Origin of the sequence: Nocardioides sp. NPDC006273, from assembly GCF_040613495.1 — a bacterium.
GTDB lineage: Bacteria > Actinomycetota > Actinomycetes > Propionibacteriales > Nocardioidaceae > Nocardioides.
In genome coordinates this window covers 17326-44019 of record NZ_JBEXSD010000002.1, presented here as the reverse complement: position 1 = coordinate 44019, position 26694 = coordinate 17326, and the positions used below count along the sequence as shown (strand labels likewise).

Sequence of the window (26694 nt, the reverse complement as noted above, 5' to 3'; positions counted from 1 at the left end):
GAACGGGGGCCCCAAAAGATGAGTGCCTCTGTTCTCTACGACGCTCCCGGCCCCCGCGCCAAGGCCCTCAACTGGGTCTACTCCGGCGTCGCGCTGGTCGTGTTCGGCTATCTGGCATGGCTGATCTACTCGAAGTTCGAGGAGACCGGCCAGTGGGACAGCGAGAAGTGGACGCCGTTCCTCGACGCCGACGTGTGGAACAACCTGCTGATCCCGGGCCTGATCGGCACGCTCAGCGCGTTCGCGGTCGGCTCGGTGCTCGCGCTGGCCTTCGGGTTTGTCTTCGCGATCGGACGGCTCTCGCCGATCAAGCTCATCAGCATCCCGTGCGCTGTGGTCGTGGAGTTCTTCCGGGCCATCCCGATGCTGCTGCTGATGTTCTTCATCTACTTCATGCAGCCCTCGCTCGGGATCACGCCGACCAGCATCTTCTGGGCAGTCGTCCTGGGCCTGATGCTCTACAACGGGTCCGTCATCGCCGAGATCATCCGCGCCGGCGTACACGCGCTCCCGAAGGGGCAGGGCGAGGCCGGTGTCGCCATCGGGCTCACATCGGGTCAGGTGATGCGGTCGATCCTGCTGCCGCAGGCGGTCCGCTCCATGCTGCCGGCGATCATCGCCCAACTCGTGGTGCTCCTCAAGGACACCGCGCTGGGCTACGTGCTCGGTTACAGCGAGCTGCTCAACCAGGTCACCAAGCTGGACGGCAACTTCCACAACCTGGTCCCCGCGGCCATCGTCGTGGCAGTCATCTACATCACCCTGAACACGATCCTCGGCCTCGTCGCCAACTGGATCGAGGCTCGTACGCGGCGGGTGGGTCACACCGCGGCACCCGTGGGACACGCGGGTGCCATCGACCCGGTCGCCGCCGAGGCCGATCTCGTCCAGAAGGGCAACGCCACGCCTAGCAACCACGGCCCGTTCTGACCATCAACCGACGACAACGGCCCGTTCCCCGCGCGCTCGGGGGAACGGGCCGTTGTGTGCTGGCTCTTACTTCTTCTTCGAGGTCACCCAGAGGTTGATGGTGCCCTCGATGGCGACGGTGCCGTCCTCGCGGATGCCCTTGACACGCACCTCGAGGTCGCCGTCGGCGGTGTCCCACTGCTCCTGGTCGGTCTCCGCGATGCAGGTGATGTCGGTGGAGGCCTTGGCGGTGTAGGAGACGGTCATCCCCTTGGGAATCCAGCGCTTGTCGCGGGGAATGGTGACCTCCGCAAGGGCCCCCATCGCCATCTCGAGACCGTTGCAGAGCGCGATGGCGTGCACGGTCCCGATGTGGTTGTGGTTGCCCTTGCGGTTGGGCACGATGACCTCGGCGTAGTTGGGCCGCAGCTGGTTGACCAGCGGGTGGATGGACCCGAAGTAGGGCGCCTTCTTCGCGAACGCGACCGAGAATGCTCGCTTGCCGACAACCGGGACTCGGTTGAAGGACTTCCAGAGGTCGTAGAGCTGGCTCATGGCAGTTAGGTTACCCGAGGGTAACCTCCTCCCCTCTCCTGGCCCGAGATCAGGAGAGGGAGAGGAAGACCTTCTCGAGCTCCTCGATCTCCTCGGGGCGGTCCCCGTCGGCGTGCGCGCGGCGCAGCTCGTTGGAGAGGAGCGCGAAAGCTGCCTTGTCGAGAGCACGAGTCACTGCCTTGAGCTGGCCGACCACATCGGCGAGCTCGCGGCCATCTTCGATCATGCGGAGCACGCCACCGAGCTGGCCTTGAGCCCGGCGGACTCGATTGACCACGCTCGTCGTCTCCGCGTCCCGAGGCTGGGGGACGGTCACGTCGTCAGTCAAAGTCTTGCCTTCCATCGTTTCTGGCATCGTTCCTGCATCGTTGTTGTATCCCCCGGGGGACAACGGTCCAGACCAGTGGGCGTTACGGCTCTTTTTGCTTGATTCCGGTTTTCGCCCACACGCCAACGAAGTTCGTGCTAGCCGTCGAGCGGCCAGACGATCTCGACCCGGTTGCCGAACGGATCCCGGACATGGAAGCGCTGGAAGTCGTCGGCGTTGTGGCGCTGGCTCCAGTCGACGTCGAAGCCGAGTCGCGCCAACCTGGCCCCGAGCGCCTCCAGCTCCGCCTCGGTCTCGACCGCCAGGGCGGGATGGGCCTTCGCCTGGGGCCGGTGCGGATCCTCGACCCCGACGTGGACCTCCGCTCCGCCGGGCGAACGGAACCAGGCGCCGCCACGCTTGGCCAGCTCCGCCGGCTTCGGCACCTCGGCCAGTCCGAGCCCGTCGGCGTAGAAGGCCCTGGCCTCGCCCTCCTGGCCGGCGGACATGCCGGCCTGCACGTGATGGATTCGCATCATGCCTCCAGCCTGCGGGCGACCACGAAGACGCGGCGGAACGGGAGCAGGACGAAACTGTTTCCTACGGAATCGTCTCGCACCGGATAGGCCTGCGCCAAGCGGTTCTTGAGCTCCGCGGCGAACGACTCGAAGAGACCGGCCTTCTCGAGCGCGGCAGCCGTCGGCCGCAGGCTGGTTCCGGCGATCCAGGTGAAGACCGGGTCCTCGCCGGTCAGTACGTGGAGGTACGTCGTCTCCCAGGCATCGACCTCGAAGCCCTCCTGCACCAGCGCGTCCAGGTAGACGGCCGGGTCGTGCGACCCGGGCGCCTCGAGATGGCGGGTGTGTTCGGCGTACGGCGCCTCGGCGGCCAGCTCCTCGCGGAGCCGGTGGCTGGGCTCGTCGAAGTTGCCGGGAACCTGGAAGGCGAGCCAGCCACGGTCGCTCACGGCCCGGGAGAGCGCCGGCAGCAGGTCCAGATGGCCCGGGACCCACTGGAGGGTGGCGTTGGAGAGGAGTACGTCGACGGACCCGGGCGCCGCCGAGTCGGCCCAGTCCCGCAGATCCGCCACCGCGAAGTCGACACCGTCGACACTCGCGCGGGCCTTGTCGATCATCGCGGAGCTCGAGTCCAGGCCGACCACACGCGCGTCCGGCCAACGCTCGGCCGTGAGAGCCGTCAGGTTGCCCGGACCACAGCCGAGATCGACGACGGTCTTCGGCCGGTCCGCGCCGACTCGGCGAAGGAGGTCGACGAACGGCCGGGCCCTCTCCTCCGAGTAGGTCAGATAGCGCTCGGGATCCCATGCGGTCATGGCGTACGTCCTCTCAATGTCTCTTGATATCAAGATATCCAGATCGTCCTCCCGACTTGTCTCGATGTCAAGATTCTCGATGGAACGAACTTGGGCTACGCTCACGCCATGCGCGACGAAGTCGACGACCTGAGCGAGGCCTGGGCACACGAGCGGCCCGACCTCGATCTGGGCCCCGTCGAGATCTTCTCGCGCCTGTCCCGGCTCTCGCGGCACCTCGACCTCGCCCGGCGCGATGCGTTCTCCGGCTCCGGGATCGAGTCCTGGGAGTTCGACGTGCTCGCCGCGCTGCGCCGGGCGGGTGATCCTTACGAGCTCTCCCCCGGCCGACTGCTGCGCGAGACCCTGGTGACCAGCGGGACCATGACCAACCGCGTCGACCGGCTGGCCGCCCGCGGCCTCGTCGAGCGGCTCCCGGACCCGGCCGACCGGCGGGGTGTGCTCGTCCGGCTCACGCCGGACGGCAAGGCCACCGTCGACAGCGCCTTCGAGGCGCTGCTCGCGGCCGAGCGAGAGTTCCTCGCCGGCCTCTCCGACGACCAGCAGAGCCAGCTCACCGATCTGCTGCGCCGGCTGCTGGTCCCGTTCTCAGGCTGAGCGCCGACCCGCAGGCGGCGCACCGAGCACGTGTAACACGCTGTTCGTAGGACTATCCGGTCGTTATAAAAGGCGAGTAGTCCTACGAACAGCGTGTTACAGCTCCGCGAGCCGCCGCCGTGGCGCGCTTCAGACCGGCCTTACTCCAGCGCCTCGGCAGCTTCGAGCCACTCCATCTCGAGCTCGTCCTTCTCGGCGGAGAGCTTGTCCAGCTCGGCACTGAGCTCGGCGAGCCGGGTGTAGTCGTTGACCGCTTCGGCCATCGCGAGCTCGAGCTTCTGCTGCTGCTCGGAGATCCGCTCGAGCTGCTTGTCGATCCGGGCGATGACCTTCTTCGCAGCCCGCTCCTCGGCGGAGCCGGACTTGGCCTTCGACGGGCCACCCGCTGCCGTCTCGGCCCTCGGGGCCGACGTCTCGGCCCTCGGGGCCGACCCACCGGCAGGGATCGGGAGGCGGCGCTCGAGATACTCGTCGACGCCGCGCGGCAGCATGGAGATCTGGCCGTCGCCGAGGAGGGCCCAGACGGAGTCGGTGACGCGCTCGAGGAAGTAGCGGTCGTGGGAGACGACGATCAGGGTGCCGGGCCAGGCGTCGAGGAAGTCCTCGAGCACGTTGAGCGTCTCGATGTCGAGATCGTTGGTGGGCTCGTCGAGCAGCAGTACGTTGGGCTCGGTGAGCAGGAGGCGCAGCAGCTGGAACCGGCGGCGTTCGCCACCGGAGAGGTCGCCGACCCGGGTCACCAGCTTGTCGCCGGTGAAGCCGAAGCGCTCGAGCATCGAGGTGGCCGAGAGCTCCTGCCCGTCGGTCGTCTTGGTGACCCGCTTGATCGACTCCACCGTCGGCAGCACCCGCGCCTCGGGGTCGAGGTCGTCGAGCTGCTGGGTCAGATGCTGGAGCGCGATGGTGCGGCCGTGGCGTACCTTCCCCACCGCGGGCGGGAGCGTGCCGTCGAGCAGCGACAGCACCGAGGTCTTGCCGGCGCCGTTGACGCCGACGATGCCGATCCGGTCGCCCGGACCGATGCGCCAGGTGGCGTGCGAGAGCAGCTGCCGCTCGCCACGGAAGAGGTCGACGTCCTCGACGTCGATGACGTCCTTGCCGAGCCGCTGGGTGGCGAACTTCTGCAGCTCGAAGCGGTCGCGCGGCGGCGGGATGTCCTCGATGAGCTGGTTGGCGGCGTCGATGCGGAACTTCGGCTTCGACGTACGCGCCGGGGCACCGCGGCGCAGCCAGGCCAGCTCCTTGCGGACCAGGTTCTGGCGGCGTACCTCGGAGGCGGCAGCCTGACGAGACCGCTCGGCCTTGGCGAGGACGAAGGCGGCATAGCCACCCTCGTACGCGTCGACCTGGCCGTCGTGGACCTCCCAGGTGAACTGGCACACGGCATCGAGGAACCACCGGTCGTGGGTGACCACGACGAGAGCGGAGGCGCGCTGAGCCAGGTGGGAGGCGAGCCAGGCCACGGCCTCGACGTCGAGGTGGTTGGTGGGCTCGTCGAGGACGATCAGGTCGTGGTCCCCCAGAAGCAGCTCGGCCAGCGCACAACGACGGCGCTCACCACCGGAGAGGCCCATGACGGCACGGTCGAGGTCGATCCCGGCCAGGAGCTGCTCGACGATCTCGCGGAGCACGGGTACGCCTGCCCACTCGTGGTCGGAGCGCCCGCCGAGCACCGCCTCCCGCACGCTGTGGGAGTCGATGAGCTGGTCGCCCTGGTGCAGGAACCCCACCAGCAGACCGCGCTGGCGTGAGACCCGGCCGGAGTCGGGCTCCTCCAGACCGGTCATCACCTGCAGCAGTGTCGTCTTCCCGTCACCGTTGCGGCCGACGATGCCGATCCGTTCGCCGGCGTTGATGCCGAGGGAGACGTCGTCGAGGAGGGGCCGGATGCCGTACGCCTTGGAGACGTGCTCGAGGTTGAGGAGGTTCGCCATATCGCCTCCTATTGTCCCCGAGGCCGGTGAGGCGGCCACCATCGCGGCGGCCATCCAGCGGCACACGAGGCGGACAAAGAGCCCCTGACCTGCCTAGACTCCATGCAATGGTCGAGAAGACGCTCCGCGAGCACACCCCCGGGTCGCGTCAGATGATCCTCGAAGCCGCGCTCCGGCTGGCCGCCGAGCGAGGCTACGTCGGAACGACCATGGCGCTGGTCCGGCGCGCCACCGGCCTGCCGCCCTCCTCGCTCTACTGGCACTTCTCCAACAAGGACCAGCTTCTCGCCGAGGCGCTCGAGCACGGCTACAGCTCCTGGCGCCACATCGTCCCGCCATGGGAGCCGCTCCCCGCCGGCGGCGACCTCCGCGACGGGCTGCTGGCCAACCTGCGGCGTACGACCTCGGACACCCACGACGCGCTGGCCGACTGGTGGCGGATGGGCCTGATGCTCGCCCTCGAGTCCGGGCCGACGGTCGGCAACGGCCCTCGGGAGCGCTTCCTCCAGATCCGCACCCAGACCCTGGCCGGCCTCGAGCTGTGGTGGTCCGAGGCTGTCGGCCTTCCGCCCGCGCACACCGACATCCTCGCCCGCCTGACCCTCGCCGCCCACGACGGCCTCTTCATCCACACCCAGACCGATGCATACGCCGAGCTCGACCCGCTCCGGCGACGGCTGGCCGACGGCCTGGCCGAGGTCGCGGACCATCTCGGGAAGCACGACCCGGCCGCGACTCCGGTGGCCGTGGACCTGCCGCCGGCGACGTACGAGGCCAGGAGCAGCAGCCGCGAGAAGCTCGTCGCGGCAGCGCTGGAGGTAGCCGCGGAGAGTGGTTACGAGGGCGCCTCGATCAGCCGGATCTGTGCCGCGGCGGGACTGCCGGCCTCGTCGGTCTACTGGCACTTCACGAACAAGGACGATCTGTTCTCGGCCGCGGTCGACGACTCCTACCGCGCCTGGAGCCAGGCGCAGTCCTCGAGGCAGCCACCGAGCCCGGGCATCGACTGGGCCGTCGAGCTGCCCCGGATGCTGACACCTCTGGTGGCCAGCCTCCATCGGCTGCCCCCGTTCCTGCGGATCGGCCTGATGCTGGTGCTCCCGAAGCGGCCCGAGCCGCTGCCAGGCCGGGACCGGTTCCTTGCCGTACGCCGCCAGTCCCGAGACGACTTCGCCGGTTGGTTCCGGGGAGCGCTCGGTGACGACGGAGCGGAGCACGCCGACGAGATGGCCGCGCTGTTGCTCGTGATCGCTGACGGACTTCTCTTCGCAGAGGCCCTCGAAAGCGCAGACATGCCACCGGTCACGACCTCGGACCTGCTGGCGCGACTGATCGCGGCAACGCCGTTTCCTACACAGATGAGTCACTGACCGACTACCGTGGATCCACAGACGATCCACGACACTAACGGGCGCAAACGCATGAAACTGCGTGCCGTGTCATCTATTTCCGCAGGTCAGGAATGAGATTTATTCAACATTTCCACCACAACCTCCGGAACGATCGTTACAGTGACTGCTGTCACAGAGAGTTGGAGGCGCCAGATCCCCCCTTCGTGGTGCCTCCGTCTCAATTAAGGAGATCCCCCCATGAGCGTCACTGCTATCCCCACCCTGGCTAGTCAGCACGACCATGAAGGTGCCCCGAGGACGACCTCCTCGGCGACCCCGTCTGCGACGAAGGCCCTCCAGATCCTGGAGGCATTTCTCGGAGCCGGCCCGAAGCTCGGTGTCAGCGAGATCGCGCGCACCGCAGGGCTGCCCAAGTCCACCGCCTTCCGTCTCCTGCGCCATCTCGAGCAGAGCGGATACGTCGAGCGCACCGGCCGGCACTACGTGCTGGGCCGGCGGCTGTTCGAGCTCGGCAACGCGGTGCAGATCTGTCGCCCGCAGGGCATCCGGGAGACCGCGATGCCGCATCTGGCCGAGCTCTACGTGGCGACGGGCAAGACCGTCCACCTCGCCATCCTCGAGGGCACCGACATCGTCTTCCTGGAGAAGATCACCGGTCGCGGCGGCATCCAGCCGGATACGTACGTGGGCGGACGAGCACCAGCCGCCTGCTCCGCGCTCGGCAAGGCGATCCTCTCCTTCAGCGACCGCGACCACATCGCGGCGGTGCTCGAGTCCGGCCTGGTCAGGCGCACCCGCCACTCGCACTCCGACCCGGCGAAGTTCCTCGCCGAGCTCCGCCGTGCCAACAGCGAGCGGATCGCCTTCGACCGTGAGGAGGCCCAGGTCGGCATCGTCTGCGCCGCGGTCCCCATCATGATCGAGGGCCGCGCGATCGCCGCCGTCTCCGTCTCCGGCAGCGTCACCGGGTTCAACGCCGCGAGCATCACCCGCTACCTGCGCCGCGCCGCCGCGGCGATCTCCGACGAGGTCGTCTCCAGCGCCGCCTGACCCCCGCCGAGGCGTCACGTACGTCGGCCGAAACGTCACTCAGGTCGGCCGAGATGGCACGGCGCTGCCATCTCGGCCGACGCGGGTGACGCCTCGGCAGGGTTGGGTCAGTAGGTGACCACGTGGGCGCCGGCGACCGGGCCGGGGGCGGCCCAGATGCGGTCGTACGCCTTGGCCTGCATCGCCCCGGCGACCTCGCGGGCGTGGGCGGCGTCGCGGCACAGCATCAGGACGGTCGGGCCCGAACCGGAGAGCTGGACGGCCAGCGCGCCGGCCTCCTCGCCGTCCGTGAAGGTCTGGGCGAGATCGGGGCGCAGCGCCAGGGCCGGAGCCTGCAAATCGTTGGCGAGCGCCTCGGCCAGGAGCTCCGTGTCGCCCTTCTCCAGCGCCATGAGGAGACGCTCGGGCACCTGCGGCTCGGCGGGCTCGACGACGCCGGCTCCGACCAGCTCGTCGAACGCGCGATAGACCGCAGGCGTCGACAGGCCCTGCTCGCTGCCGACCGCGACCCACCACCAGGCGCCGTTGTCGGCGACCGGCTCGACGATCTCGCCACGGCCACCGCCGATCGCAGTGGCGCCGACGAGCGCGAAAGGTACGTCGGATCCGAGCTGCCCCGCGATGGCGAGCAGGTCATCGTCGGAGGTCTCCAGCGACCACAGGCGATCGAGGGCGACGAGCGTCGCGGCCGCGTCGGCAGAGCCACCGGCGAGACCGCCTGCGACCGGGATGCCCTTGTGGATCTCGATGGTTGCCGCCCGGTCGATGCCGTGGTGAGCAGCGAGGGCCCTGCCGGCCCGCACCACGATGTTGTCGTCGCCGGTCGGGACCTCCCCCAGCGCGATGTGATCCTCAGCGCTGAGCGTGACCTGCCACCGATCGGCCTCGCTCACGGTGACGTCGTCATAGAGGCCGATCGCGTGGTAGACGGTCGCCAGCGGATGGAAGCCGTCCTCGCGCAGGGGCCCCACCCCGAGGTGCAGGTTGAACTTCGCGGCCGCGCGGACGGTGATCGTCATGAGGGAACCTTTTGGAGCGATTCGGTGATGCGTACGAAGTCGGTGATGGTCAACGACTCGCCACGTGCCAGCGGGTCGATGCCGGCGGCGACCAGCGCCTTCTCGGCTGCCCCGGCAGAGCCGGCCAGCGGCTTGAGCACGCCGCGAAGAACCTTGCGGCGCTGCGCGAAGGCGGCGTCGACGACTGCGAAGACATCCTCGCGCGAGACCACTGTCGAGGGCGGCTCGCGGTGGCGCCAGTAGACGAGGCCGGAGTCGACGTTGGGCGCCGGCCAGAAGACGTTGCGGCCGATCGTGCCGGCGCGGCGTACGTCGGCGTACCAGGCGGCCTTGACCGACGGGACACCGTAGATCTTGGAGCCCGGCTTGGCCGCCAGCCGGTCGGCGACCTCGGCCTGCACCATCACCAGGCCGTGGCGCAGCGACGGCAACAGGGACATCAGGTGCAGCAGGACCGGGACGGAGACGTTGTAGGGCAGGTTGGCCACCAGGGCCGTGGGCGGCGGCCCGGGGACCGACTCGACTTTAAGAGCGTCCGCTCGGATCAGTCTGAACGTGTCGGCGTGGTCGGGGGCGTACTCCGCGATGGTCCTCGGCAGCCGCTGCGCGAGAGCCTCGTCGAGCTCGATCGCGGTCACCTCCGCGCCGGTCTCGAGGATGGCGAGGGTGAGCGACCCGAGGCCGGGGCCGACCTCGAGCACGACGTCGTCGGCGCCGACTCCGGACTCCCGAACGATCCGGCGCACCGTGTTGGCGTCGATCACGAAGTTCTGACCGCGCTGCTTGGTGGGGCGAAGGTCGAGCTCGGCGGCCAGCGCCCTGACCTCCGCCGGCCCCAGCATGCGCGTCGGGGTGCGGTCGGTCATGGTCCCCAGCGTAGGCCCCAGCCCGCCCACTCGGCGCATCTGTCCCGCCTCGCAACGCCGAGTCGGCGCGTCTGTCCCACGTTGCTGGGACAGACGCGCCGACTCGAGCCCGATCTCTGGGGCAGATGCGCCGACTCGCGACTACTGGGGCAGACCGAGCTGCTGCGAGCAGTGCGGCCAGGCGCCGTAGCCACCGTTGGCGTCGCGGAGCTTGGTCGCGACCGCGATCTGGGACTCACGGCTGTTCTCGCTCGGGAGACCGGAGCCGCCGTAGGCCTGCCAGGTCTGGAGGTTGAACTGCAGGCCGCCGTAGTAGCCGTTACCGGTGTTGATCGCCCAGTTGCCGCCGGACTCGCACTGCGCGAGCTGGTCCCAGACGGTGCTGCCACCGGCGAAGTTGGCCGCGGGGGCCTCCTTCTCCTTGGTGCCGACCTTGACGATGCGCGGCTCGGGCTTCTCGATCACGTTCTGCGTGAGGACCTTGCGGGAGACGGTCTCGCCGTTCTTGAGGAAGACGCGGTAGGTCACCGAACGGAGCCCGTCGGAGCCTTCCTCGACGACCTCGGTCTCACCCTCGTACATCGACGAGTCCTCGCGCTCCTCTACCGGCGCCTCGACGGTCTCGCGAGCGACCTTCCGGTCCTTGGCGGAGAAGTCGGTGAAGACGATCCTCTGACCGCTCTTCAGAGCCTTGCCGGGGGCAGGGGAGACCTTGTCCCGGGGCTCGACCTCGACCTTGAGGTCTTCGAGCGCGTCACCGACGGTCAGCGCGGTCACGCTGACCTTCTTGGCCTTCTTGCCGGCCAGCTCGACCTTGATGTTCTTCGGAGTGACGACGTCGAGCGACATCCCGTCGCGGCCGATGTAGGCACCGCGGCTGGTGGAGAGCTCGGCACGGTCGTAGTCACGGCCGAGCTCGGCGAGGGCGCCGCCGACGGTGGTCGCGGTGACCCAGTGGTCCTGGGCCTTGCCGTCGACCTCGAGGCTCAGCTGACGGGCGTAGCGCACGCTGATCGCGCTGCCGTCCTCGACCTCGGTGTCGACCGACGGGGCGACCGCGTCACGGTCGCCGATCTCGATGCCCTCGGCCTCGAGGACCTCTCCGACGGTGTCGGCGTTGACGCTGACGTCCTTGGCCTTGCCGTCGACCGACACGATGACGTCGGTCTGGGAGGTCTTGACCCCGTACGCTGCGCCGCCTGCGGCGACAACAGCTGCGGCGAGTCCGCCGACCAGGATGGCCTTGCGGCGGCGGGTTGAAGCGATGTTGCGGAACCACGAGTTGGTGCTGCTGGCGGGCACGATGCTCCGATGTTCGTTCTGCCCGGGCACGGGCGAACGGTGTTGCGAGATCTGACGATCTACGCGCTGAGGCCCACCCCCAACACCGTCCGGATCTGTCCCGATCCCGGCTTTCTCGCCCGACAGCGGAACAAATGCGGTCGGTTAAATGCAAGTCCCCGGACCGACCCGCAGGCAATTACAAGCATGCAATCTCGGCATTGAATGGCCGCCAAGGCACGTTGTCAATACCTGTCGTAGCAAATGACAGGTGTGTGATTCACCACCCCGAAATCGCAGGTCAAGCGGTCGATCAGGGTCGCTGTCGTAATCCCGCCACGAATTATCACGCCCGCTGGCCAATAGGCGACAAATCCTTTACAGGTAACTGTGTTGCTTGGTGTTGTACTCCGAAGCCATCTGTCTCGTGATGGCCCATCGTGCCGGTCGGTTCTCGGGAAGGCGTATGTGCGCGATGTCACCAGACTCCGGAGGAACGATGAACAGACGCCTTACCAGCGTTCTCGCTGCGGTTGCGGTCGCCGGCGTGACGCCGGTGGCCCTGACGCACTCGTCGGCAAGCGCCGTCGAGGACGCGGGGACCCCAGCCGCTGCCGCTGTGAAGCAGAAGATCGATGACAAGCCCGACGCGCTCAACACCAAGCGCCGAGAGCTCAAGACCAACGCCGCCACCGCCGTCGCCACGGGCGAGAAGAAGACGGTCACGAAGAACGGCAGCGAGGTCGTCAAGATGGGCTCGGGCAAGAACGCCCGCTGGGTGGAGCACGCGCCCACCGAGAAGTCCCAGCTGCTGAGCTTCCTGGTCGAGTTCGGCGAGGGCGGCAACCCGGCCTTCCCCGACAACACCTCGGGCCCGCTCCACAACGAGATCGCGCCGCCCGCTGAGGACGACAACTCCACCTACTGGGAGGAGGACTTCTCGCGCGACCACTTCATGAACATGTTCTTCAACCAGAACAAGGGCACGGAGTCGTTCCACAACGCCTACAAGGAGATGTCGAGCGGCCGCTTCGACCTCCAGGGCGACGTGAGCGACTGGGTCACCCTTCCGAACGCGGCGTCCTACTACCAGGACGCGACCGGCGACGAGACCGCCGCGTCGATGAAGAACTACATCCAGGACAGCGCCAACGCCTGGTACGACGCTCAGAAGGCGGCCGGCAAGACCGACGCCGAGATCACCGCTTACCTCCAGGACTACGACATCTGGGACCGCTACGACCTGGATGGCGACGGCAACTTCAACGAGCCCGACGGCTACATCGACCACTTCCAGGCGATCCACGCCGGTGAGGGCGAGGAGGCCGGCGCCGACCCGTGGGCCATCTGGTCCCACCGCTGGGCCGCGAACGCCTCGGGTTCCGACGGTCCGGCCGCCTTCCCGAAGGCCGGCGGCGTCAAGATCGGCAACACCGACATCTGGATCCGCGACTACACCACCGAGCCCGAGAACGGCGGCCTGGGTGTCTTCGCGCACGAGTTCGGCCACGACCTCGGTCTGCCTGACTTCTACGACACCGCGGGCGGCGAGAACGGCACCGGCTTCTGGACCCTGATGAGCTCGGGTTCGTGGCTGGGCCACGGTGACGGCGCCATCGGCACCACCCCCAACCACATGGGCGCCCCCGAGAAGCTCTTCCTCGGCTGGCTCAACTACGACACCGTCGAGGCCGGCACGTCCAAGAAGGTCACTCTCGGCCCGAGCGTCCATGACACCGGGAAGAAGACCCCGCAGGCACTCGTGGTCAACCTGCCCGACGGGGAGACCACCCACGACGTCGGCTCGGGCGCCTCGGGCAAGTCGTTCCTCTACTCCGGCAAGGGCGATGACCGTACGGCCACCGCGGTGAGCCCGGAGATCGCGGTCCCGGCGGGCGGCACGCTCTCGGCCAAGGTGAAGTACGACCTCGAGGCGGAGTACGACTTCACCTTCCTGGAGGCCTCCACCGACGGTGGCGCCACCTGGTCGGTGCCACTGGCGACGAACCTGTCCTCGGCCGAGTACAACAACGGCATCCACGGCACCTCCGACAGCACCTGCGAGGTCAACTGCGCCGACCGTGACCCCCAGGAGTACGTCGACCTGACTGCTGACCTTGCGGCGTACGCGGGACAGAACGTGAAGCTCCGTTTCCGCACCGCGAACGACGGCGGCGTGGCCTACTACGGCTTCGCCATCGACGACCTCTCGGTCGGCTCGGCCTACACCAGCGACTTCTCGACGTTCGACGACTGGACCGTCAAGGAGTACATGGGCATCACCGACGGCACCTACACCGAGACGTACCCGCGCTTCTACATCGCCGAGAACCGGCAGTACAAGGGCTATGACAAGACGCTCGCCGAGGGTCCGTACAACTTCGGCTACGGCGTCACGGCTCCGGACAAGGTCGACCACTACGCCTACCAGGACGGCCTGCTGATCTGGTACAAGAACGGCGCCTACGGTGACAACAACACCTCCCAGCACCCCGGCGGTGGCCAGGCGCTGATCGTCGACGCCTCCATCGGTGTCCAGAAGTGGTCCGACGGCACCCTTTCGCGCAACCGGATGCAGGGCTATGACTCGACGTTCGACGTCGACCGCACCGACGCGCTGTACCTCGAGACCGAGGTCTCCGGTGCTCCGAACAAGGTCCTCGACGTGCCGGCTCGTAAGGGTGTCTCCACCTTCCACGACAGCTCGGAGACGGCGTACTACGACCCGGCCAACCCGGCGCACTCCACCAAGACCGCCGGCAGCGGCGTCAAGATCCAGGTGCTCTCCTCGGACGAGCGCAAGGGCATCATGAAGCTCAACGTCTCCTGACCTGAGCAGCACGGATCCACATCACGAGAAGGGCCCGAGGCATCGCCTCGGGCCCTTCTCCTGTCAGTGCCGGTGGATCACCAGGTGCCGCCGAAAGCGGTCTCGGTGTTGGTGTTGACGGCGATGCAGAGGGCCTCGAGATCCTCGCCGCGTACGTCGGCCATCACCCGCATCGTCGCCGGGATCATGTAGCTGGAGTTGGTCGCACCGCGATGCGGGTGTGGCGTCAGGAAGGGCGCGTCGGTCTCGACCAGGATGCGGTCCTGCGGAGTGATCGCGAGCGCGTCGCGGAGGTACTGGGCGTTCTTGAACGTCACCGTGCCGGCGAAGGAGAGGTACGCCCCGCGGTCCAGGCACTGGCGGGCGAACTCGGCATCGCCGGAGAAGCAGTGCATCACCCAGCGCTCCGGCGGGCCGACGCTGTCGATCACCTCGAGCACCGCCTCGTGGGCGTCGCGGTCGTGGATCATCAGGGTCTTGTCGAGCCGCTTCGCCATGTCGATGTGGCGCCGGAACGAGTAGGCCTGGGTCTCGCGGCCCTCCTCGTCGGTGCGGAAGAAGTCCATCCCGGTCTCCCCCACCACGCGCACCTTGTCGTGCGCCCCGGCGAGCTTCTCGATCTCGTCGAGCGCGGCCTCGAGGTCTGGCTGGCCGGGCGCGTCGTTGGGGTGGAGCGCCACCCCCGCGATCATGTTGTCGTACGTCTCGGCAGCCTCCACCGCCCAGCGCGCCCCGGGCAGGTCGCAGCCGATCTGCACCACCCTGGTCACCCCCACCGCAGCCGCCTGCGCGAGCGCCTCCTCGACCGGCAGACTCTCGTCGCCTCTGACGATGTCGAGGTGGGTGTGGTTGTCGACGACCGGTGCGGGCAGTGGCTCGGGTGCCGGGGCGAAACTCATGCTCACCAGTCTTCTACACGCTCTTGTGGACGAGGTCGTAGACCTCGCGTTTGGGGACGCCGGATCGTTTGGCCGCTTCCGCGATGGCTTCCTTCTTCGTCAGGCCGTCCTCTTGAAGGTCGGAGACGGCGGCGCGGAGGGAGTCGGGGTCGTTGCCGACCTCTGCGCTCGGGTCGGCGCCGGTGACGACGATCGTGACTTCGCCCCGCACCCCGTCCCCCGCCCAGTCGACGAGCTCGGCCAGGCCCCCGCGGCGTACTTCCTCGTGGGTCTTGGTGAGCTCGCGGCAGACGGCGGCGGCGCGCGTGTCGCCGAAGGCGTCGCGCATGGCTGCCAACGCGGCCTCGGTGCGGTGGGGCGCCTCGAAGAAGACCATGGTGCGCTCCTCCTTGGCCAGGCTCGTCAAGCGGCGGGAGCGCTCACCGGCCTTGCGGGGCAGGAAGCCCTCGAAGCAGAACCGGTCGACGGGGAGTCCGCTGACGGCCAACGCGGTCAGCACGGCCGACGGGCCCGGGACCGCGGTGACGCGTACGTCCTGCTCGACGGCCGCGGCGACGAGGCGATAGCCCGGGTCGGAGACCGAGGGCATGCCGGCATCGGTGACCAGCAGGACGCGGTTGCCGTCGAGGAGGTCGGCGAGCAGGGTCGGCGTCTTCGCGCTCTCGTTGCCCTCGAAGTAGGAGACGACGCGGCCCTTGATCTCGACCCCGAGATCGGTCGTCAGCCGGCGCAGCCGACGGGTGTCCTCGGCTGCGATGACGTCGGCGGTGGCGAGCTCGGAAGCCAACCGGGGTGGGGCATCCTCGACCCGTCCGATCGGGGTTGCCGCAAGTACGAGCACGCCGTCCTCTGGATCTACCACACCGATATTGTTGCAGGCTTATATGGTTCCCTCGTGACGACGACGGTGACCGAGGAGCCGGAGCCCATGGAGGGCTTGGCCGGCACCCCCTCCGGTCACCTCCTCCCGACCGCCTGGGAACGCGCCCGGCGCCGGCTCAACGGCTCGCCGCGGGCCGGCTGGGCGGCGACGATCGGGATCACCGTGCTCGCCTTCCTGCTCAGGCTGTGGCACCTGGGGACCCCGAAGGTCTTCGCCTTCGACGAGACCTACTACGCCAAGGACGCCTGGTCGCTGCTCGAGTTCGGCTATGCGCGCAACTTCATCGAGGGCGCCGACGACAGCATCCTCGCCGGACAGCTCGAGGGGCAGTTCGCCGACGGACCGTCGATGATCGTCCACCCCGATGTCGGCAAGTGGCTCATCGCGATCGGCATCAAGCTCTTCGGGATGGACCCTTTCGGCTGGCGGATCGCTTCGGTCGTCGTCGGCTCGCTCCTGGTGCTGCTGACGATCCGGTTCGTACGCCGCGTCTCCGGCTCCATGCTGCTCGGCCTCGTCGGCGGCATCCTGATCACCTTCGACGGGCTCGCGTTCGTGCTCTCGCGGCTGGCCCTGCTCGATCTCTTCGTGGCGTTCTTCCTGCTGCTCGCGGTGCACCTGATGGTGATGGACCGTGACTGGTGTCGACGCCGGTTCGCCTTGCTCGTTCCTGCCCAGCTCACCGAACCCGGCGCCTGGGGCCCGATCCGCCGGATGCTGTTCCGGCCGTGGCTGCTCTGCTCGGGCGTCGCGTGGGGGCTGGCGATCGGCTGCAAGTGGGAGGCGCTCTACCCGCTGGCCGCCTTCGGTCTCCTCTATGTCGCCTGGTCCGCCGGGATGCGGCGCTCCTTCGGCGTACGGCTCTCCTGGCTCCGTGCCTGTGTCGCCGACGGGCCGACGGCGTTCGTGCATCTGGTGGGGGTCGCGCTCGCGGTCTACGTGATCACGTGGATCCCGTGGATGACCCACGCCGACGTCTACGAGGAGTCGCTCTCCGCGACGCAGTACACGCGCTACACCGGCGAGGGTCACTGCGAGGACAAGTCGTACGTCCCCGAGAACCTCAACGACAAGCGCTGGCCGACCGCGACCGAGCCGGACGCGTCCGGGCTCGGGGAGGCGACCCAGTCGCTGCGGTCGCTGTGGTACTACCACCGCGACGTCTTCACCTTCCACACCCACTTCCTCGACTGCGCCGAGCACACCTACGGCTCGCACCCGATCGGCTGGCTCGTCCTGAACCGTCCGGTCGGGGTCGCCGCCGACACCGGGATCCTGTCGGGCTCGAAGTCTCGTGGCGAGATGTGCGAGGCGTCGCCGGCGACCGACCCCGACGGCGACGGTCCCGAGGAGGCGGGGACGTGTCTGCGGCAGGTCCTGCTGCTGGGCACCCCGGTGCTGTGGTGGGGAGCCTTCGTCGCGCTGATCGTCTCCGCGTTCATGTGGGTCGCCGCACGGGACTGGCGGTTCGGTGTCGCCGTCGTCGGGGTGCTCTCGACTTGGCTGCCCTGGCTGCAGTACGCCGGGCGGCCGATCTTCTCCTTCTACATGATCATCGCGCTGCCGTTCCTGGTGCTCGGCCTGTGTCTGTGCCTGGGCAAGCTGCTCGATCGGCCGCCTCCGCTCGCCGGCCGGGACTCCGGGGTCCGGCGGCGTATCGGCGGCGCGATCGCCGGCGGCATCTTCGTCGTGCTGGTGATCTGCAACTTCGCCTGGTTCTGGCCGATCTACACCGACGAGCTGCTCACCCGACAAGAATGGCTGACGAGGATCTGGTTCAAACGATGGATCTAGAGCATGTGCTGCGCGGGTCAGTGCCGCGGCCGGGTGGCTTCGACGACGTCGTCGTGACCGTGTCGTCGGGGCAGGTCACCCAGGTGCGTTCGCCTGCCTCCGACGATCCCGAGTCGTCCGGGATCCTCCTGCCTGGGCTGGTGGACATCCACAACCACGGCGGGGGTGGGGCTTCGTTCCACTCGACCTCCTCGGACGAGATCGCTGTCGCGGCCGGGGTGCATCACGCCGCCGGTACGACCACGCTGCTGGCCTCGACCGTGACCGACGCCCCCGACCGACTGCTCGAGGTGGTCGCTGCCCTGGCCACGGCCGCGGAGGCCGGGCTGATCGCCGGGATCCACATGGAAGGGCCGTTCCTGGCGAACTCGTGCCGAGGAGCGCATGATCCCGATCGGCTGATGGCGCCGGATGTCGGGCTCACCCGTGAGCTCCTCGCCGCCGGCCGAGGGCAGCTGCGGGTGATGACGCTGGCCGCGGACCTGCCGGGGGCCGACGAGGTCGCCGCCGTGCTCGCCGAGGCCGGGGCCGTGGTCGCGCTGGGGCACACCGCGGCCACCGCTGCGCAGGCCCGCGCGTTCCTCGCCGGCCCGGGGAGCCTGGTCACCCACCTCTTCAACGGGATGCCACCCGCGCACCACCGCGACCCCGGGCCCGTTCTCGGCTCGCTCGGGGCAGCCGGTGTCGGCGACGCCTGTGTGGAGCTGATCGCGGACGGCATCCACCTCGCCGACGAGACGGTCCGGGCGGTGATGTCGATGGTGCCAGGATCGGTCGTGCTCGTCACCGACGCGATGGCCGCGGCCGGGATGGCCGACGGCGACTACCAGCTCGGGCCGCTTTCCGTGGAGGTACGCTCCGGGGTCGCCCGAGTCGCCGACGGGACCGGCAGCGGGTCGATCGCCGGTGGCACCTCACGGCTCATGGACCAGGTACGCCGCCAGGCCGCGGCCGGGATCGACCTGGCCATGCTCATGAAGGCGGCCAGCGTGCGGCCGGCATCGGTGGTGGGCATCGACGCGGGCCGTCTGGACGTGGGCGCCCGGGCCGATCTGGTCGTCTGCGACGAGTCGCTGCAGCCGGTCCGGGTGATGCGTGGCGGGGTCTGGCTGTCCTCCTAGAACGGCTCGTATCCTGAGCACCATGTCCTCCACGAAGTCCGACGTCTCCTCCCCACTCATCGCCGGGCTCGTGCCCAAGTGGGCGGTCGCGGCCTTCGCCGCGGACGTCTTCTTCGTGCTCCTCTTCGCCTTCGCCGGACGGCAGTCGCACGACTCCGGACCGGCGCTCGTGGTGCTTCGTATCGCCTGGCCCTTCCTCGTCGGGCTCGTCGCGACCTGGGCCGTCCTGGCCTGGCGCCGCTGGCCCGCCGCTCGCACCTGGCCGGCCGGCGTGGTCGTCTGGCTCGGGACGTACGTGATCGGGATGGTGCTGCGCGGCCTCACCGGCGGCGGCCTCGCGCCCGCCTTCCTCGTCGTCTCGATCCTCTTCCTCGGCATCACCCTCGTCGGCTGGCGCGGCTATGTCAGCGCCAAGCTCCACTACCGCTCCCGCCGCCTCGCCGGCTGACCCCAGCCGAATCGGTAGTTCTGGCGGGCCGAAACCGTAGAAATGGGCGACGAAACTGTCGTTTCGTCGCCCATTTCTACCGATTCGGCGTCCACAACTACCGATTCGGCTCGCCAGAAGTGCGGACTCGGCTAGAGGGTGGCGGCTGCGGCGACCGGGTCGAAACCGAAGGGGAGCTCGAGGCGGTGGGCGCGCATGAGGTCGGCGTTGGAGAGTACGTCGACGGTGCGGCCCTCGGCGGCCACGATGCCTCCGTCGAGGATGACCGAGCGTCCGCAGAGCTCGAGGGCGTACGGAAGGTCGTGGGTGACCATCAGGACGGTGACGTCGAGGTCACGGAGGATGTCGGCGAGCTCGCGGCGGGAGGCTGGGTCGAGGTTGGAGGAGGGCTCGTCCAGGACCAGGATCTCCGGGTCCATCGCCAGCACGGTGGCCACGGCCACCCGGCGGCGCTGACCGAAGGAGAGATGGTGCGGGGGCCGGTCGGCGAACTCCTCCATGCCGACCTTCGTGAGCGCCTCGGTGACCTTGGCATCGAGAGCCTCGCCGCGGAGGCCGAGGTTGGCGGGGCCGAAGGCGACGTCCTCGCGGACGGTGCCCATGAAGAGCTGGTCGTCGGGGTCCTGGAAGACGATGCCGACGCGGCGGCGGATCTCCTTGATGTTGGTCTTGGTCACGGGGAGCCCGCTCACCGTGACCGACCCGGCGCCGGCCAGATGGATCCCGTTCAGGTGCAGGACCAGCGTCGTCTTGCCCGCCCCGTTGGGCCCGAGCAGCGCGACCCTCTCACCGCGGTGGACGTGCAGGTCGACGCCGAAGAGCGCCTGATGGCCGTCGGGGTAGGCGAAGGCCAAGCCGCGTACGTCGAGGACTGGAGTGCTCACCGGGGCATTCTCCCTGTGTAGCCGCGCGACACCATAGCCAGGTGCACCCGCTCGCCGCGCTCGAAGGAGCGGATGAACAGCGCGCCGACCGAACGGGCGAGCACCGGCCAGTGGAGCGGGTTGCGGGCGACGAAGCCACGCGACGAGCGCGCCACCGCCATTCGGCGCATCTCGTCGGTCACCACTTCCAGGTAGCGGACCATGAACGCCATGATCTGCACCAGCTGCTCGGGCATCCGCAGCCTCTCCAGGCCGCGGACCAGCTCCTGAGGGGTCGTCGTCGCGGCGAGCAGGAGGCCGGCGATCACGCCGAGCGTGCCCTTGGCAAGCAGCCCCCAGGCCGAGAGCAGCCCCGACTCGCTCAGGCTCAGGCCGAGCACGTCGACCCGCGGTCCCTGCGCGATGAACGGCATCAGCACCGCGAAGACCACGAACGGCACCTCCACGACCATCCGCTTCAGCACCCACCCCGGACGCACCCGCGCCACAGCGCCGACGGTCACCAGAACGGCGAGGAAGAAAGCGTACGCAGCGAACCACTCCCGCGGGGTGGCGACCACCACGAGCATGAAGCCGACCAGCGCCAGCACCTTCAGGTGAGCCGGCACCTCAGGCCTCGTCGGACTCGGTGGATCGACGGCGTACGACCAGGGCGAGGCCGCCGGCGATGACGAGCACCACCACGGTGCCGATCACCCCGGCGAGGCCGCCGGAGAGCCGCGCGTCGTCGACGCTCTTGGTGCTGTAGTCGGCCAGCGGGCCGTCGGCCGCGCCGTGCTCCGAGGCGCTGTCGAGGAAGCCGGTCTTGTGGGCGACGTACTCGAGGCCGTCCGGGTTGGCGGAGGCGTAGTAGGAGACCACCCCGGCCAGGAGCAGCGCGACGACGGCGATGCCGACGGCGACCCACTTGAACGGCACCGCCCTCTTCGTGGCCGCCGTCTTCGTCGCCGTCGTCATGCCACCGACTCCTTCGTCTTGATGACCAGGTCGCGCTCGGCGATCACGCCTCGGGCGGCGTAGACGAGGTCAGGACGCACGGACAGGATCGCGCCGACGGCGAGGAAGGTGATCGCGGCCTCGCCGAGGCCGATGACGGTGTGCCACGCGAGCATCGCGGTGGCCAGCGTGGTCAGCGAGATGTCGGCAGTGCCGCCGACGGCGTAGAGGCCGGTGAAGACGAGGGCTGCCGCGGGCACGGAGACGAACGCGCCGATGGCAGCCGCGGGAGCGACCATGCCGACACGCTTCGGCAGCACCTTGAGCAGCACCCGGGTCACGAACCAGCCGACCACCACGGTGGTCACGGCCATGAGCAGGATGTTGGTGCCGAGCGCGGTGATGCCGCCGTCGGCGAAGAGCAGGGACTGCACGATCAGCACGACCGAGACGCACAGCACCCCGGTCCACGGCCCCACCAGCACGGCCGCCAGCGCGCCACCCATCAGGTGGCCGCTGGTGCCGGCCCCGACGGGGAAGTTGATCATCTGGGTCGCGAAGACGAACGCGGCCACCAGACCGGCCAGCGGGGCGGTCTTGTCGTCGAGCTCGCGGCGCGCGCCGCGCAGCGCGATACCCACCGCGACGACAGCGACTGCGCCGGTGGCGATCGACGTCGGGGCGTCGAGGAAGCCGTCGGGGACGTGCATGGTCACCTCATTGATCTGCGTGGGGTCGGTCGAAAGTGGAATCCGAGGAGAAACTGCTAACGCGAACTTATCGCAATAGCCTTACCCGTGCACTGTCCGGTCGGACAGTCGATCAAGACCTCAGATGTGTCAATCCACGCTAAACGAATACTTCTCAAGTCATGACTGCGCGCGTACGGTCGATGGCATGAGCAGCGCCGCCAACGACATCGTCATCTGCGAGCCCCTCCGCACCCCGGTCGGCCGGTTCCTCGGCGCCCTGGCGCCGCTGACCGCGACCGACCTCGCCACGACGGTCCTGCGCGAGCTGGTCGAGCGCACCGGTCTGCAGGAGGGCGACGTCGACGACGTCATCCTCGGCAACGGGTACGCCAGCGGGGAGAACCCCGCGATCGGCCGCATCGCCGCCCTCGACGCCGGGCTCGGCAACGGCGTCCCCGGCCTGCAGATCGACCGCCGCTGCGGTTCGGGTCTCCAGGCGATCCTGTACGCCGCGGGCTCGGTCGCCACCGGTGCCGCGAACCTCGTCGTGGCCGGCGGCGCGGAGTCGATGTCCAACGTCGAGCACTACGCTCTCGGGCTGCGTGGCGGGGTGAAGCAGGGCGGCATCCAGCTGCTCGACCGCCTCGACCGGGCCCGCGAGACCGCCGGCGGCAAGGACCACCCGCTCCCCGGCGGCATGATCGAGACGGCGGAGAATCTGCGTCGCGAGTACGGCATCGGGCGCGAGGAGCAGGACGAGCTCGCGCTGCGCTCCAACCAGCGTGCCGTGGCCGCCCACGAGGCCGGCAAGTTTGCCGACGAGCTGGTGCCGGTGACCGTCCCCGGCGGCCGTCGCAAGCCGGACGTTGTGGTCGACCGTGACGAGCACCCGCGTGCCGACCTCTCGCTGGAGAAGCTGGCCTCGCTGCGCCCGATCCGGCTGAAGGTCGACGAGGAGTCGACGGTCACCGCCGGCAACGCGTCCGGTCAGAACGACGGCGCCGCGATGTGCGTCGTGACCACCCGCGCCGAGGCGGAGAGGCGCGGTCTGACTCCGCTGTTGACGCTCAAGTCGTGGGCCGTGACCGGCTGCGAGCCGGAGCGGATGGGCATCGGCCCCGTCCTCTCCAGTCGCGCCGCCCTCGAAAAGGCCGGGCTCACCCTCGACGAGATCGACCTGATCGAGCTCAACGAGGCCTTCGCCGCCCAGGTCCTCGCGGTCCTGCGCGAGTGGAAGATCGACGCGACCGACGAGCGGCTCAACCCCAACGGCTCGGGGATCTCGCTGGGCCACCCGATCGGCGCCACCGGTGCACGGATCCTCACCACGGCGGCCCGCGAGGCGCAGCGCCGCGAGGCGAAGTACGTCCTGGAGACGATGTGCATCGGTGGCGGGCAGGGGCTCGCGGCCGTGTTCGAGGCCGTGCGCTGAGCCGACCGGCAAAACGTTGCCGAGTCGGCTCGTCATGACGAGCCGACTCGGCCGGAAATCGTGTCAGTTTGAGCCGACTCGGCTAAGGAGAAGAGAAGACATGGGTCTGGACAAGGTAGTCGGGTCGGCCGCGGAAGCCGTCGCCGACATCCACAGCGGAGCGAGCCTGGCCGTGGGTGGCTTCGGGCTGGTGGGAATCCCCTGGTTCCTGATCGAGGCGCTGCGGGAGCAGGGCGCGGACGACCTGATGGTCGTCTCCAACAATTGCGGCGTCGACGGCGCCGGGCTCGGGCTGCTGCTCGACGACCACCGCATCTCCCGGGTGATCGCGAGCTACATCGGAGAGAACAAGGAGTTCGGCCGGCAGTATCTGTCCGGCGAGATCACCCTCGAGCTCACTCCGCAGGGCACGCTCGCGGAGCGGATGCGCGCGGGTGGCAGCGGGATCGGCGCGTTCTACACGCCGACCGGCGTCGGCACGATGGTCTCCGACGGCGGCCTCCCCTACCGCTACCACTCTGACGGCACCATCGCCGTTGCCTCCGAGCCGAAGGAGGTCAGGGAGTTCCATGGCAGGCAGATGGTCCTCGAGGAGAGCATCGTCACCGACTTCGCACTCGTGCGCGCGACCCGCGTCGACCGGGCCGGCAACGCCCAGTTCAACGCCTCGACCCGCAACTTCAACGTGCCGGCCGCGATGGCGGGACGGATCACCGTCGTCGAGGCCGAGGAGATCGTCGAGGTCGGCGAGATCGACCCCGCCGACGTACATCTTCCGGGGATCTTCGTGAAACGGATCGTGGCGCTGACGGCTGAGCAGGCAGCGCGCAAGGACATCGAGAAGCGTACGACGCGCGGCGAGCGCCCGACCGAGACCACATCGAGCAGGGAGGCCTGAGTCATGGCTTGGGACCGCAACCAGATGGCCGCGCGCGCCGCGCAGGAACTGCAGGACGGCGACTACGTCAACCTCGGGATCGGCCTGCCGACGCTGATCCCCGACTACATCCCGGAGAGCTCGACGGTGGTTCTGCACGCCGAGAACGGCATCCTCGGCGTCGGCCCGTTCCCCTACGAGGACGAGGTCGACCCCGACCTGATCAACGCCGGCAAGCAGACCGTGACCGTGCTCGCCGGAGCCTCCTACTTCGACTCCGCGACCTCCTTCGCGATGATCCGCGGCGGCCACATCGACGTCGCCGTCCTGGGCGCGATGCAGGTCGCGACCAACGGTGACATCGCCAACTGGATGGTTCCCGGCCAGATGGTCAAGGGCATGGGCGGCGCGATGGACCTCGTCTCCGGCGCTGGGCGGGTGATCGTGCTGATGGAGCACGTCACCAAGAAGGGCGCCCCCAAGCTCCTGGCCGACTGCGACCTGCCGCTGACCGGTCGCGGGATCGTGAAGCGGGTCATCACGGACCTGGGCGTCCTCGACGTCGCCGGCGCGTCTTTCGAGCTCGTCGAACTGGCTCCCGGGGTGACGTACGACGAGGTCGTGGCTGCCACGGGCGCGCCTGTGGTCGACAAGACCTCAGCAGCAGTCGCTTAGTCTCGCTGTCCAATACCGGAGCACGTTCGCGTAACTCACGTTTGCACTTCTCGTTTGAGGGTGTGATGGCCACCACACCCTGGGAGTGAGTCGTGAATCTCGGCATCCTGTCGTTCCTCTTTCCGTTCCTGGCTCTTGTCACGACGTTCCTGCCACCGACGTCATCCGACGTCGGATCGCTGGCCGGCGAGGCCGAGAGCCTGGCGCGTACGCTGCCGGCCGCTCCGGCCGCTGCGCCCCAGGTCCCACGGGCTGCCCCGGCGGCCCAGCCGCAGGCGCGAGTCGGCGGGTGGAAGCCTCGGCCGGCGACGTACGGCGTGGTCGTAGAGAAGGATGTCCCGATCACGATGTCCGACGGGGTCGTGCTCCTGGCCGACATCCACCGTCCGGCGAGGGCCGACGGCACCGCGGCGGCGGGTCGGTTCCCGGTGATCCTGACGCAGAATCCCTACAACAAGAACCTGTCCGTCGGGAGCGGTGGCGACTACTTCGTCGAGCGCGGATATGTGTTCGTGCAGACCGACGTCCGCGGCACCGGCTCCTCCGCCGGCCAGTGGGACGCGTTCGGTGACCGCGAGCAGAAGGACGGCCTCGAGGTCGCCAACTGGGCCACCTCGAAGCAGCGCCCGTGGAGCAACGGCGAGCTCGGCCTGTGGGGCGCTTCCTACATGGCCATCAACCAGTTCTTCACCGCCGCCCAGCACCCGCGCGGACTGAAAGCGATGTTCCCGATCGTGCCGGCCGGTGACGTCTACCGTGACGTGGTCGCCTCCGGCGGACAGATCGACGCCGGGTTCATCCCGTTGTGGTTCGGGCTCGTCACGGGCGCTGGGCTGGTGCCGCCGGCGGTGAACAAGGCCCGCCCCGAGGCGACCTTGACCACGCTGCTGCAGCACGTCGGCGGCGCGCTCGGGTTCCAGGTGCCGATGCTCACCAGCGCGGTACTCGGCAGCGACGCCGCCTACGACGGCCCCTTCTATCGGAAGCGCTCGCCGCTGAGCGTGGTCGACGAGATCGACGTACCGACGTTCGTGACGGCCGGGCAGTACGACATCTTCCAGCGTGGCGCCCCGATGCTCTTCGACCGGATGCAGCGCAACGGGGTGGACACCAAGCTGCTCGTCGGCCCGTGGACGCACACCGAGGCCGCGACGGCCGCCGGCCTGGAGGGCAGCGGGATCAACAGCCTGAACGAGATGGCGCTGCGGTGGTTCGACACCCACCTCATGGGCCTGTCGGACACGACCCTCGACCGGGACGTCGCTCCGGTGACCTACCACGAGATCGGGTCCGGGAAGTGGCGCGCGATGCAGTCGTGGCTCGGGAGCGAGGTCCGTGCCAAGTCGTACGCCCTCGGGTCGGCCCTGAAGCCTGTCGGCGGAGACACCATCGTGCCGCTGCCGGTGCAGGGGCTGTGCTCGCGCAGCACCGCGCAGTGGACCGCGGGCGCCCTCGCGATCCCCGGCTGCGAGACCGACAACCGGATCAACGACGCGCTCGGGGTCTCCTACGAGACGTCTCCGGCAGCCTCCGACCTGGCCTTCTCCGGTCCGCTCAATGCCGATCTGTCCGTCTCCACGACCGGCACCGACGGCCTGATCTCGGTCTCGGTCGAGGATGTCGCGCCCGACGGGTCCGTCGACCGCATCACCGGCGGCTGGCAGACCCTGCGCCATCGTGCGGTCCTGCCGTCGAGGTCGCGGACGCTGAACGGTCAGGTCGTCCAGCCGTGGCATCCCTTCACCCGTGAGGCCGAGCAGCCGGTCACTCCCGGCAAGATCTACCGGGTGCCCGTCGAGGTCTTCCCGACCGGCGCGGTGATCAAGAAGGGCCACCGCCTCCGCGTCAGCGTCCACTCCTACGACGTCCCTCACCTGCTGCCCAACGTCAAGCAGCTGGTCCGCGGTGTCGCCGGCGTCGTGACCGTCCATCACACGAAGGCACACCCCTCGGCGCTGATCCTCCCGGCCCGGAAGTAACGCCGAGACGTCACTTTCTGACGTCGAGAGGTCAGAACCTT

26 protein-coding genes are annotated in these 26694 nt (G+C 68.8%); 12 read left to right on the top strand and 14 right to left on the bottom strand.

Going from position 1 to position 26694, the window contains the following annotated elements:
* The first annotated feature begins 18 nt into the window (after positions 1–18).
* Entirely contained in the window at positions 19–930 is a 912-nt protein-coding gene (locus ABZZ22_RS01275) for an amino acid ABC transporter permease (RefSeq protein ID WP_354926012.1), read from the top strand.
* Positions 931–996: 66 nt separating this feature from the next.
* Here ABZZ22_RS01275 and ABZZ22_RS01270 read toward each other — a convergent pair whose 3' ends face one another.
* The 4 genes from ABZZ22_RS01270 to ABZZ22_RS01255 all read right to left on the bottom strand — a co-directional run bounded on the left by ABZZ22_RS01270 (position 997) and on the right by ABZZ22_RS01255 (position 3104).
* Entirely contained in the window at positions 997–1464 is a 468-nt protein-coding gene (locus ABZZ22_RS01270) for a hotdog fold domain-containing protein (protein WP_292646988.1), read from the bottom strand.
* Positions 1465–1513: 49 nt separating this feature from the next.
* A complete protein-coding gene (locus tag ABZZ22_RS01265) occupies positions 1514–1780 on the bottom strand; it encodes a metal-sensitive transcriptional regulator (RefSeq protein ID WP_179661117.1) in 267 nt (88 codons plus the stop codon).
* A 149-nt stretch (positions 1781–1929) separates the two neighbouring features.
* Positions 1930–2310 carry a VOC family protein gene (locus tag ABZZ22_RS01260; RefSeq protein WP_354926009.1) on the bottom strand — a complete coding sequence of 127 codons (381 nt, stop codon included), beginning with the start codon at positions 2308–2310 and terminating at the stop codon, positions 1930–1932.
* On the bottom strand, positions 2307–3104 hold the full coding sequence (locus tag ABZZ22_RS01255; protein WP_354926007.1) for a methyltransferase domain-containing protein: 798 nt from the start codon (positions 3102–3104) through the stop codon (positions 2307–2309). The genes ABZZ22_RS01260 and ABZZ22_RS01255 overlap by 4 nt, the downstream gene beginning before the upstream one ends.
* A gap of 108 nt (positions 3105–3212) precedes the next feature.
* Here ABZZ22_RS01255 and ABZZ22_RS01250 point away from each other — a divergent pair, with 108 nt between their 5' ends.
* Positions 3213–3701 carry a MarR family transcriptional regulator gene (locus ABZZ22_RS01250; RefSeq protein WP_354926005.1) on the top strand — a complete coding sequence of 163 codons (489 nt, stop codon included), beginning with the start codon at positions 3213–3215 and terminating at the stop codon, positions 3699–3701.
* Between the two features lie 140 nt (positions 3702–3841).
* On the opposite strand, the gene ABZZ22_RS01245 is transcribed toward ABZZ22_RS01250, so the two are convergent.
* Positions 3842–5635, bottom strand: coding sequence for an ABC-F family ATP-binding cassette domain-containing protein (locus tag ABZZ22_RS01245; RefSeq protein WP_354926003.1), 1794 nt, complete (start codon positions 5633–5635; stop codon positions 3842–3844).
* Positions 5636–5742: 107 nt separating this feature from the next.
* Between ABZZ22_RS01245 and ABZZ22_RS01240 the strand changes: the two genes are divergently transcribed.
* Complete coding sequence (locus ABZZ22_RS01240; protein WP_354926001.1) at positions 5743–7005, top strand: TetR/AcrR family transcriptional regulator; 1263 nt, start codon at positions 5743–5745, stop codon at positions 7003–7005.
* Positions 7006–7224: 219 nt separating this feature from the next.
* A complete protein-coding gene (locus ABZZ22_RS01235; protein WP_354925999.1) occupies positions 7225–8037 on the top strand; it encodes an IclR family transcriptional regulator in 813 nt (270 codons plus the stop codon).
* A gap of 107 nt (positions 8038–8144) precedes the next feature.
* Here ABZZ22_RS01235 and ABZZ22_RS01230 read toward each other — a convergent pair whose 3' ends face one another.
* From ABZZ22_RS01230 to ABZZ22_RS01220, 3 genes are all read right to left on the bottom strand, one after another.
* Entirely contained in the window at positions 8145–9056 is a 912-nt protein-coding gene (locus tag ABZZ22_RS01230) for a 4-(cytidine 5'-diphospho)-2-C-methyl-D-erythritol kinase (RefSeq protein ID WP_354925997.1), read from the bottom strand.
* The gene (gene rsmA, locus ABZZ22_RS01225; protein WP_354925995.1) at positions 9053–9922 is read right to left on the bottom strand and encodes a 16S rRNA (adenine(1518)-N(6)/adenine(1519)-N(6))-dimethyltransferase RsmA; all 870 of its coding nucleotides are present in this window, start codon (positions 9920–9922) and stop codon (positions 9053–9055) included. The genes ABZZ22_RS01230 and rsmA overlap by 4 nt, the downstream gene beginning before the upstream one ends.
* A gap of 141 nt (positions 9923–10063) precedes the next feature.
* Entirely contained in the window at positions 10064–11254 is a 1191-nt protein-coding gene (locus ABZZ22_RS01220) for a ubiquitin-like domain-containing protein (protein ID WP_354925993.1), read from the bottom strand.
* A gap of 448 nt (positions 11255–11702) precedes the next feature.
* Between ABZZ22_RS01220 and ABZZ22_RS01215 the strand changes: the two genes are divergently transcribed.
* On the top strand, positions 11703–14033 hold the full coding sequence (locus tag ABZZ22_RS01215; RefSeq protein ID WP_354925991.1) for a M6 family metalloprotease domain-containing protein: 2331 nt from the start codon (positions 11703–11705) through the stop codon (positions 14031–14033).
* A gap of 77 nt (positions 14034–14110) precedes the next feature.
* Here the strand turns inward: ABZZ22_RS01215 and ABZZ22_RS01210 are convergent, their stop codons facing one another.
* Both ABZZ22_RS01210 and rsmI read right to left on the bottom strand, forming a co-directional pair.
* Entirely contained in the window at positions 14111–14932 is an 822-nt protein-coding gene (locus ABZZ22_RS01210) for a TatD family hydrolase (protein WP_354925989.1), read from the bottom strand.
* 13 nt (positions 14933–14945) lie between these two features.
* Complete coding sequence (gene rsmI / locus ABZZ22_RS01205) at positions 14946–15794, bottom strand: 16S rRNA (cytidine(1402)-2'-O)-methyltransferase (protein WP_354925987.1); 849 nt, start codon at positions 15792–15794, stop codon at positions 14946–14948.
* 33 nt (positions 15795–15827) lie between these two features.
* Here rsmI and ABZZ22_RS01200 point away from each other — a divergent pair, with 33 nt between their 5' ends.
* Genes ABZZ22_RS01200 through ABZZ22_RS01190 form a run of 3 tightly spaced genes read left to right on the top strand, consistent with a single transcriptional unit; the run spans position 15828 to position 19178 of the window.
* Positions 15828–17609, top strand: a complete 1782-nt coding sequence (locus ABZZ22_RS01200; protein WP_354925985.1) for a phospholipid carrier-dependent glycosyltransferase — start codon at positions 15828–15830, stop codon at positions 17607–17609.
* The gene (locus ABZZ22_RS01195) at positions 17600–18730 is read left to right on the top strand and encodes an amidohydrolase family protein (RefSeq protein ID WP_354925983.1); all 1131 of its coding nucleotides are present in this window, start codon (positions 17600–17602) and stop codon (positions 18728–18730) included. Before ABZZ22_RS01200 ends, ABZZ22_RS01195 begins: the two co-directional genes overlap by 10 nt.
* 22 nt (positions 18731–18752) lie before the next feature.
* Positions 18753–19178: a DUF3054 domain-containing protein gene (locus ABZZ22_RS01190; RefSeq protein ID WP_354925981.1), complete on the top strand. Its 426-nt coding sequence runs from the start codon at positions 18753–18755 to the stop codon at positions 19176–19178.
* A gap of 131 nt (positions 19179–19309) precedes the next feature.
* On the opposite strand, the gene ABZZ22_RS01185 is transcribed toward ABZZ22_RS01190, so the two are convergent.
* The 4 genes from ABZZ22_RS01185 to ABZZ22_RS01170 are packed head-to-tail and all read right to left on the bottom strand — an operon-like array spanning position 19310 to position 21708.
* Positions 19310–20062, bottom strand: coding sequence for an ABC transporter ATP-binding protein (locus tag ABZZ22_RS01185; RefSeq protein ID WP_354925979.1), 753 nt, complete (start codon positions 20060–20062; stop codon positions 19310–19312).
* Entirely contained in the window at positions 20059–20670 is a 612-nt protein-coding gene (gene cbiQ / locus ABZZ22_RS01180; protein WP_354925977.1) for a cobalt ECF transporter T component CbiQ, read from the bottom strand. Before cbiQ ends, ABZZ22_RS01185 begins: the two co-directional genes overlap by 4 nt.
* Position 20671: 1 nt before the next feature.
* Positions 20672–21019 (bottom strand): PDGLE domain-containing protein, encoded by a 348-nt coding sequence (locus ABZZ22_RS01175; protein ID WP_354925975.1) that lies wholly within the window; start codon positions 21017–21019, stop codon positions 20672–20674.
* Positions 21016–21708: an energy-coupling factor ABC transporter permease gene (locus ABZZ22_RS01170; RefSeq protein WP_354925973.1), complete on the bottom strand. Its 693-nt coding sequence runs from the start codon at positions 21706–21708 to the stop codon at positions 21016–21018. The genes ABZZ22_RS01175 and ABZZ22_RS01170 overlap by 4 nt, the downstream gene beginning before the upstream one ends.
* A 187-nt stretch (positions 21709–21895) precedes the next feature.
* Between ABZZ22_RS01170 and ABZZ22_RS01165 the strand changes: the two genes are divergently transcribed.
* The 4 genes from ABZZ22_RS01165 (at position 21896) to ABZZ22_RS01150 (ending at position 26653) form a co-directional block, all read left to right on the top strand.
* A complete protein-coding gene (locus ABZZ22_RS01165; RefSeq protein ID WP_354925971.1) occupies positions 21896–23122 on the top strand; it encodes an acetyl-CoA C-acetyltransferase in 1227 nt (408 codons plus the stop codon).
* 100 nt (positions 23123–23222) lie between these two features.
* Positions 23223–24020 (top strand): CoA transferase subunit A, encoded by a 798-nt coding sequence (locus tag ABZZ22_RS01160; RefSeq protein WP_354925969.1) that lies wholly within the window; start codon positions 23223–23225, stop codon positions 24018–24020.
* Positions 24021–24023: 3 nt separating this feature from the next.
* Complete coding sequence (locus tag ABZZ22_RS01155; RefSeq protein ID WP_354925967.1) at positions 24024–24674, top strand: CoA transferase subunit B; 651 nt, start codon at positions 24024–24026, stop codon at positions 24672–24674.
* 92 nt (positions 24675–24766) lie between these two features.
* On the top strand, positions 24767–26653 hold the full coding sequence (locus ABZZ22_RS01150) for a CocE/NonD family hydrolase (RefSeq protein ID WP_354925965.1): 1887 nt from the start codon (positions 24767–24769) through the stop codon (positions 26651–26653).
* The last annotated feature ends 41 nt before the right edge of the window (positions 26654–26694 follow it).

What these genes read in the sequence shown, in the direction of transcription:
- ABZZ22_RS01255 (WP_354926007.1), bottom strand. Translation starts at nt 3,104, where the DNA reads ATGACCGCATGGGATCCCGAGCGCTATCTGACCTACTCGGAGGAGAGG.
- rsmA (WP_354925995.1), bottom strand. Translation starts at nt 9,922, where the DNA reads ATGACCGACCGCACCCCGACGCGCATGCTGGGGCCGGCGGAGGTCAGG.
- ABZZ22_RS01170 (WP_354925973.1), bottom strand. Translation starts at nt 21,708, where the DNA reads ATGCACGTCCCCGACGGCTTCCTCGACGCCCCGACGTCGATCGCCACC.
- ABZZ22_RS01245 (WP_354926003.1), bottom strand. Translation starts at nt 5,635, where the DNA reads ATGGCGAACCTCCTCAACCTCGAGCACGTCTCCAAGGCGTACGGCATC.
- ABZZ22_RS01235 (WP_354925999.1), top strand. Translation starts at nt 7,225, where the DNA reads ATGAGCGTCACTGCTATCCCCACCCTGGCTAGTCAGCACGACCATGAA.
- ABZZ22_RS01250 (WP_354926005.1), top strand. Translation starts at nt 3,213, where the DNA reads ATGCGCGACGAAGTCGACGACCTGAGCGAGGCCTGGGCACACGAGCGG.
- ABZZ22_RS01155 (WP_354925967.1), top strand. Translation starts at nt 24,024, where the DNA reads ATGGCTTGGGACCGCAACCAGATGGCCGCGCGCGCCGCGCAGGAACTG.
- ABZZ22_RS01215 (WP_354925991.1), top strand. Translation starts at nt 11,703, where the DNA reads ATGAACAGACGCCTTACCAGCGTTCTCGCTGCGGTTGCGGTCGCCGGC.
- ABZZ22_RS01160 (WP_354925969.1), top strand. Translation starts at nt 23,223, where the DNA reads ATGGGTCTGGACAAGGTAGTCGGGTCGGCCGCGGAAGCCGTCGCCGAC.
- ABZZ22_RS01270 (WP_292646988.1), bottom strand. Translation starts at nt 1,464, where the DNA reads ATGAGCCAGCTCTACGACCTCTGGAAGTCCTTCAACCGAGTCCCGGTT.
- ABZZ22_RS01190 (WP_354925981.1), top strand. Translation starts at nt 18,753, where the DNA reads ATGTCCTCCACGAAGTCCGACGTCTCCTCCCCACTCATCGCCGGGCTC.
- ABZZ22_RS01175 (WP_354925975.1), bottom strand. Translation starts at nt 21,019, where the DNA reads ATGACGACGGCGACGAAGACGGCGGCCACGAAGAGGGCGGTGCCGTTC.
- ABZZ22_RS01210 (WP_354925989.1), bottom strand. Translation starts at nt 14,932, where the DNA reads ATGAGTTTCGCCCCGGCACCCGAGCCACTGCCCGCACCGGTCGTCGAC.
- ABZZ22_RS01165 (WP_354925971.1), top strand. Translation starts at nt 21,896, where the DNA reads ATGAGCAGCGCCGCCAACGACATCGTCATCTGCGAGCCCCTCCGCACC.
- ABZZ22_RS01195 (WP_354925983.1), top strand. Translation starts at nt 17,600, where the DNA reads ATGGATCTAGAGCATGTGCTGCGCGGGTCAGTGCCGCGGCCGGGTGGC.
- ABZZ22_RS01275 (WP_354926012.1), top strand. Translation starts at nt 19, where the DNA reads ATGAGTGCCTCTGTTCTCTACGACGCTCCCGGCCCCCGCGCCAAGGCC.
- ABZZ22_RS01240 (WP_354926001.1), top strand. Translation starts at nt 5,743, where the DNA reads ATGGTCGAGAAGACGCTCCGCGAGCACACCCCCGGGTCGCGTCAGATG.
- ABZZ22_RS01260 (WP_354926009.1), bottom strand. Translation starts at nt 2,310, where the DNA reads ATGATGCGAATCCATCACGTGCAGGCCGGCATGTCCGCCGGCCAGGAG.
- ABZZ22_RS01230 (WP_354925997.1), bottom strand. Translation starts at nt 9,056, where the DNA reads ATGACGATCACCGTCCGCGCGGCCGCGAAGTTCAACCTGCACCTCGGG.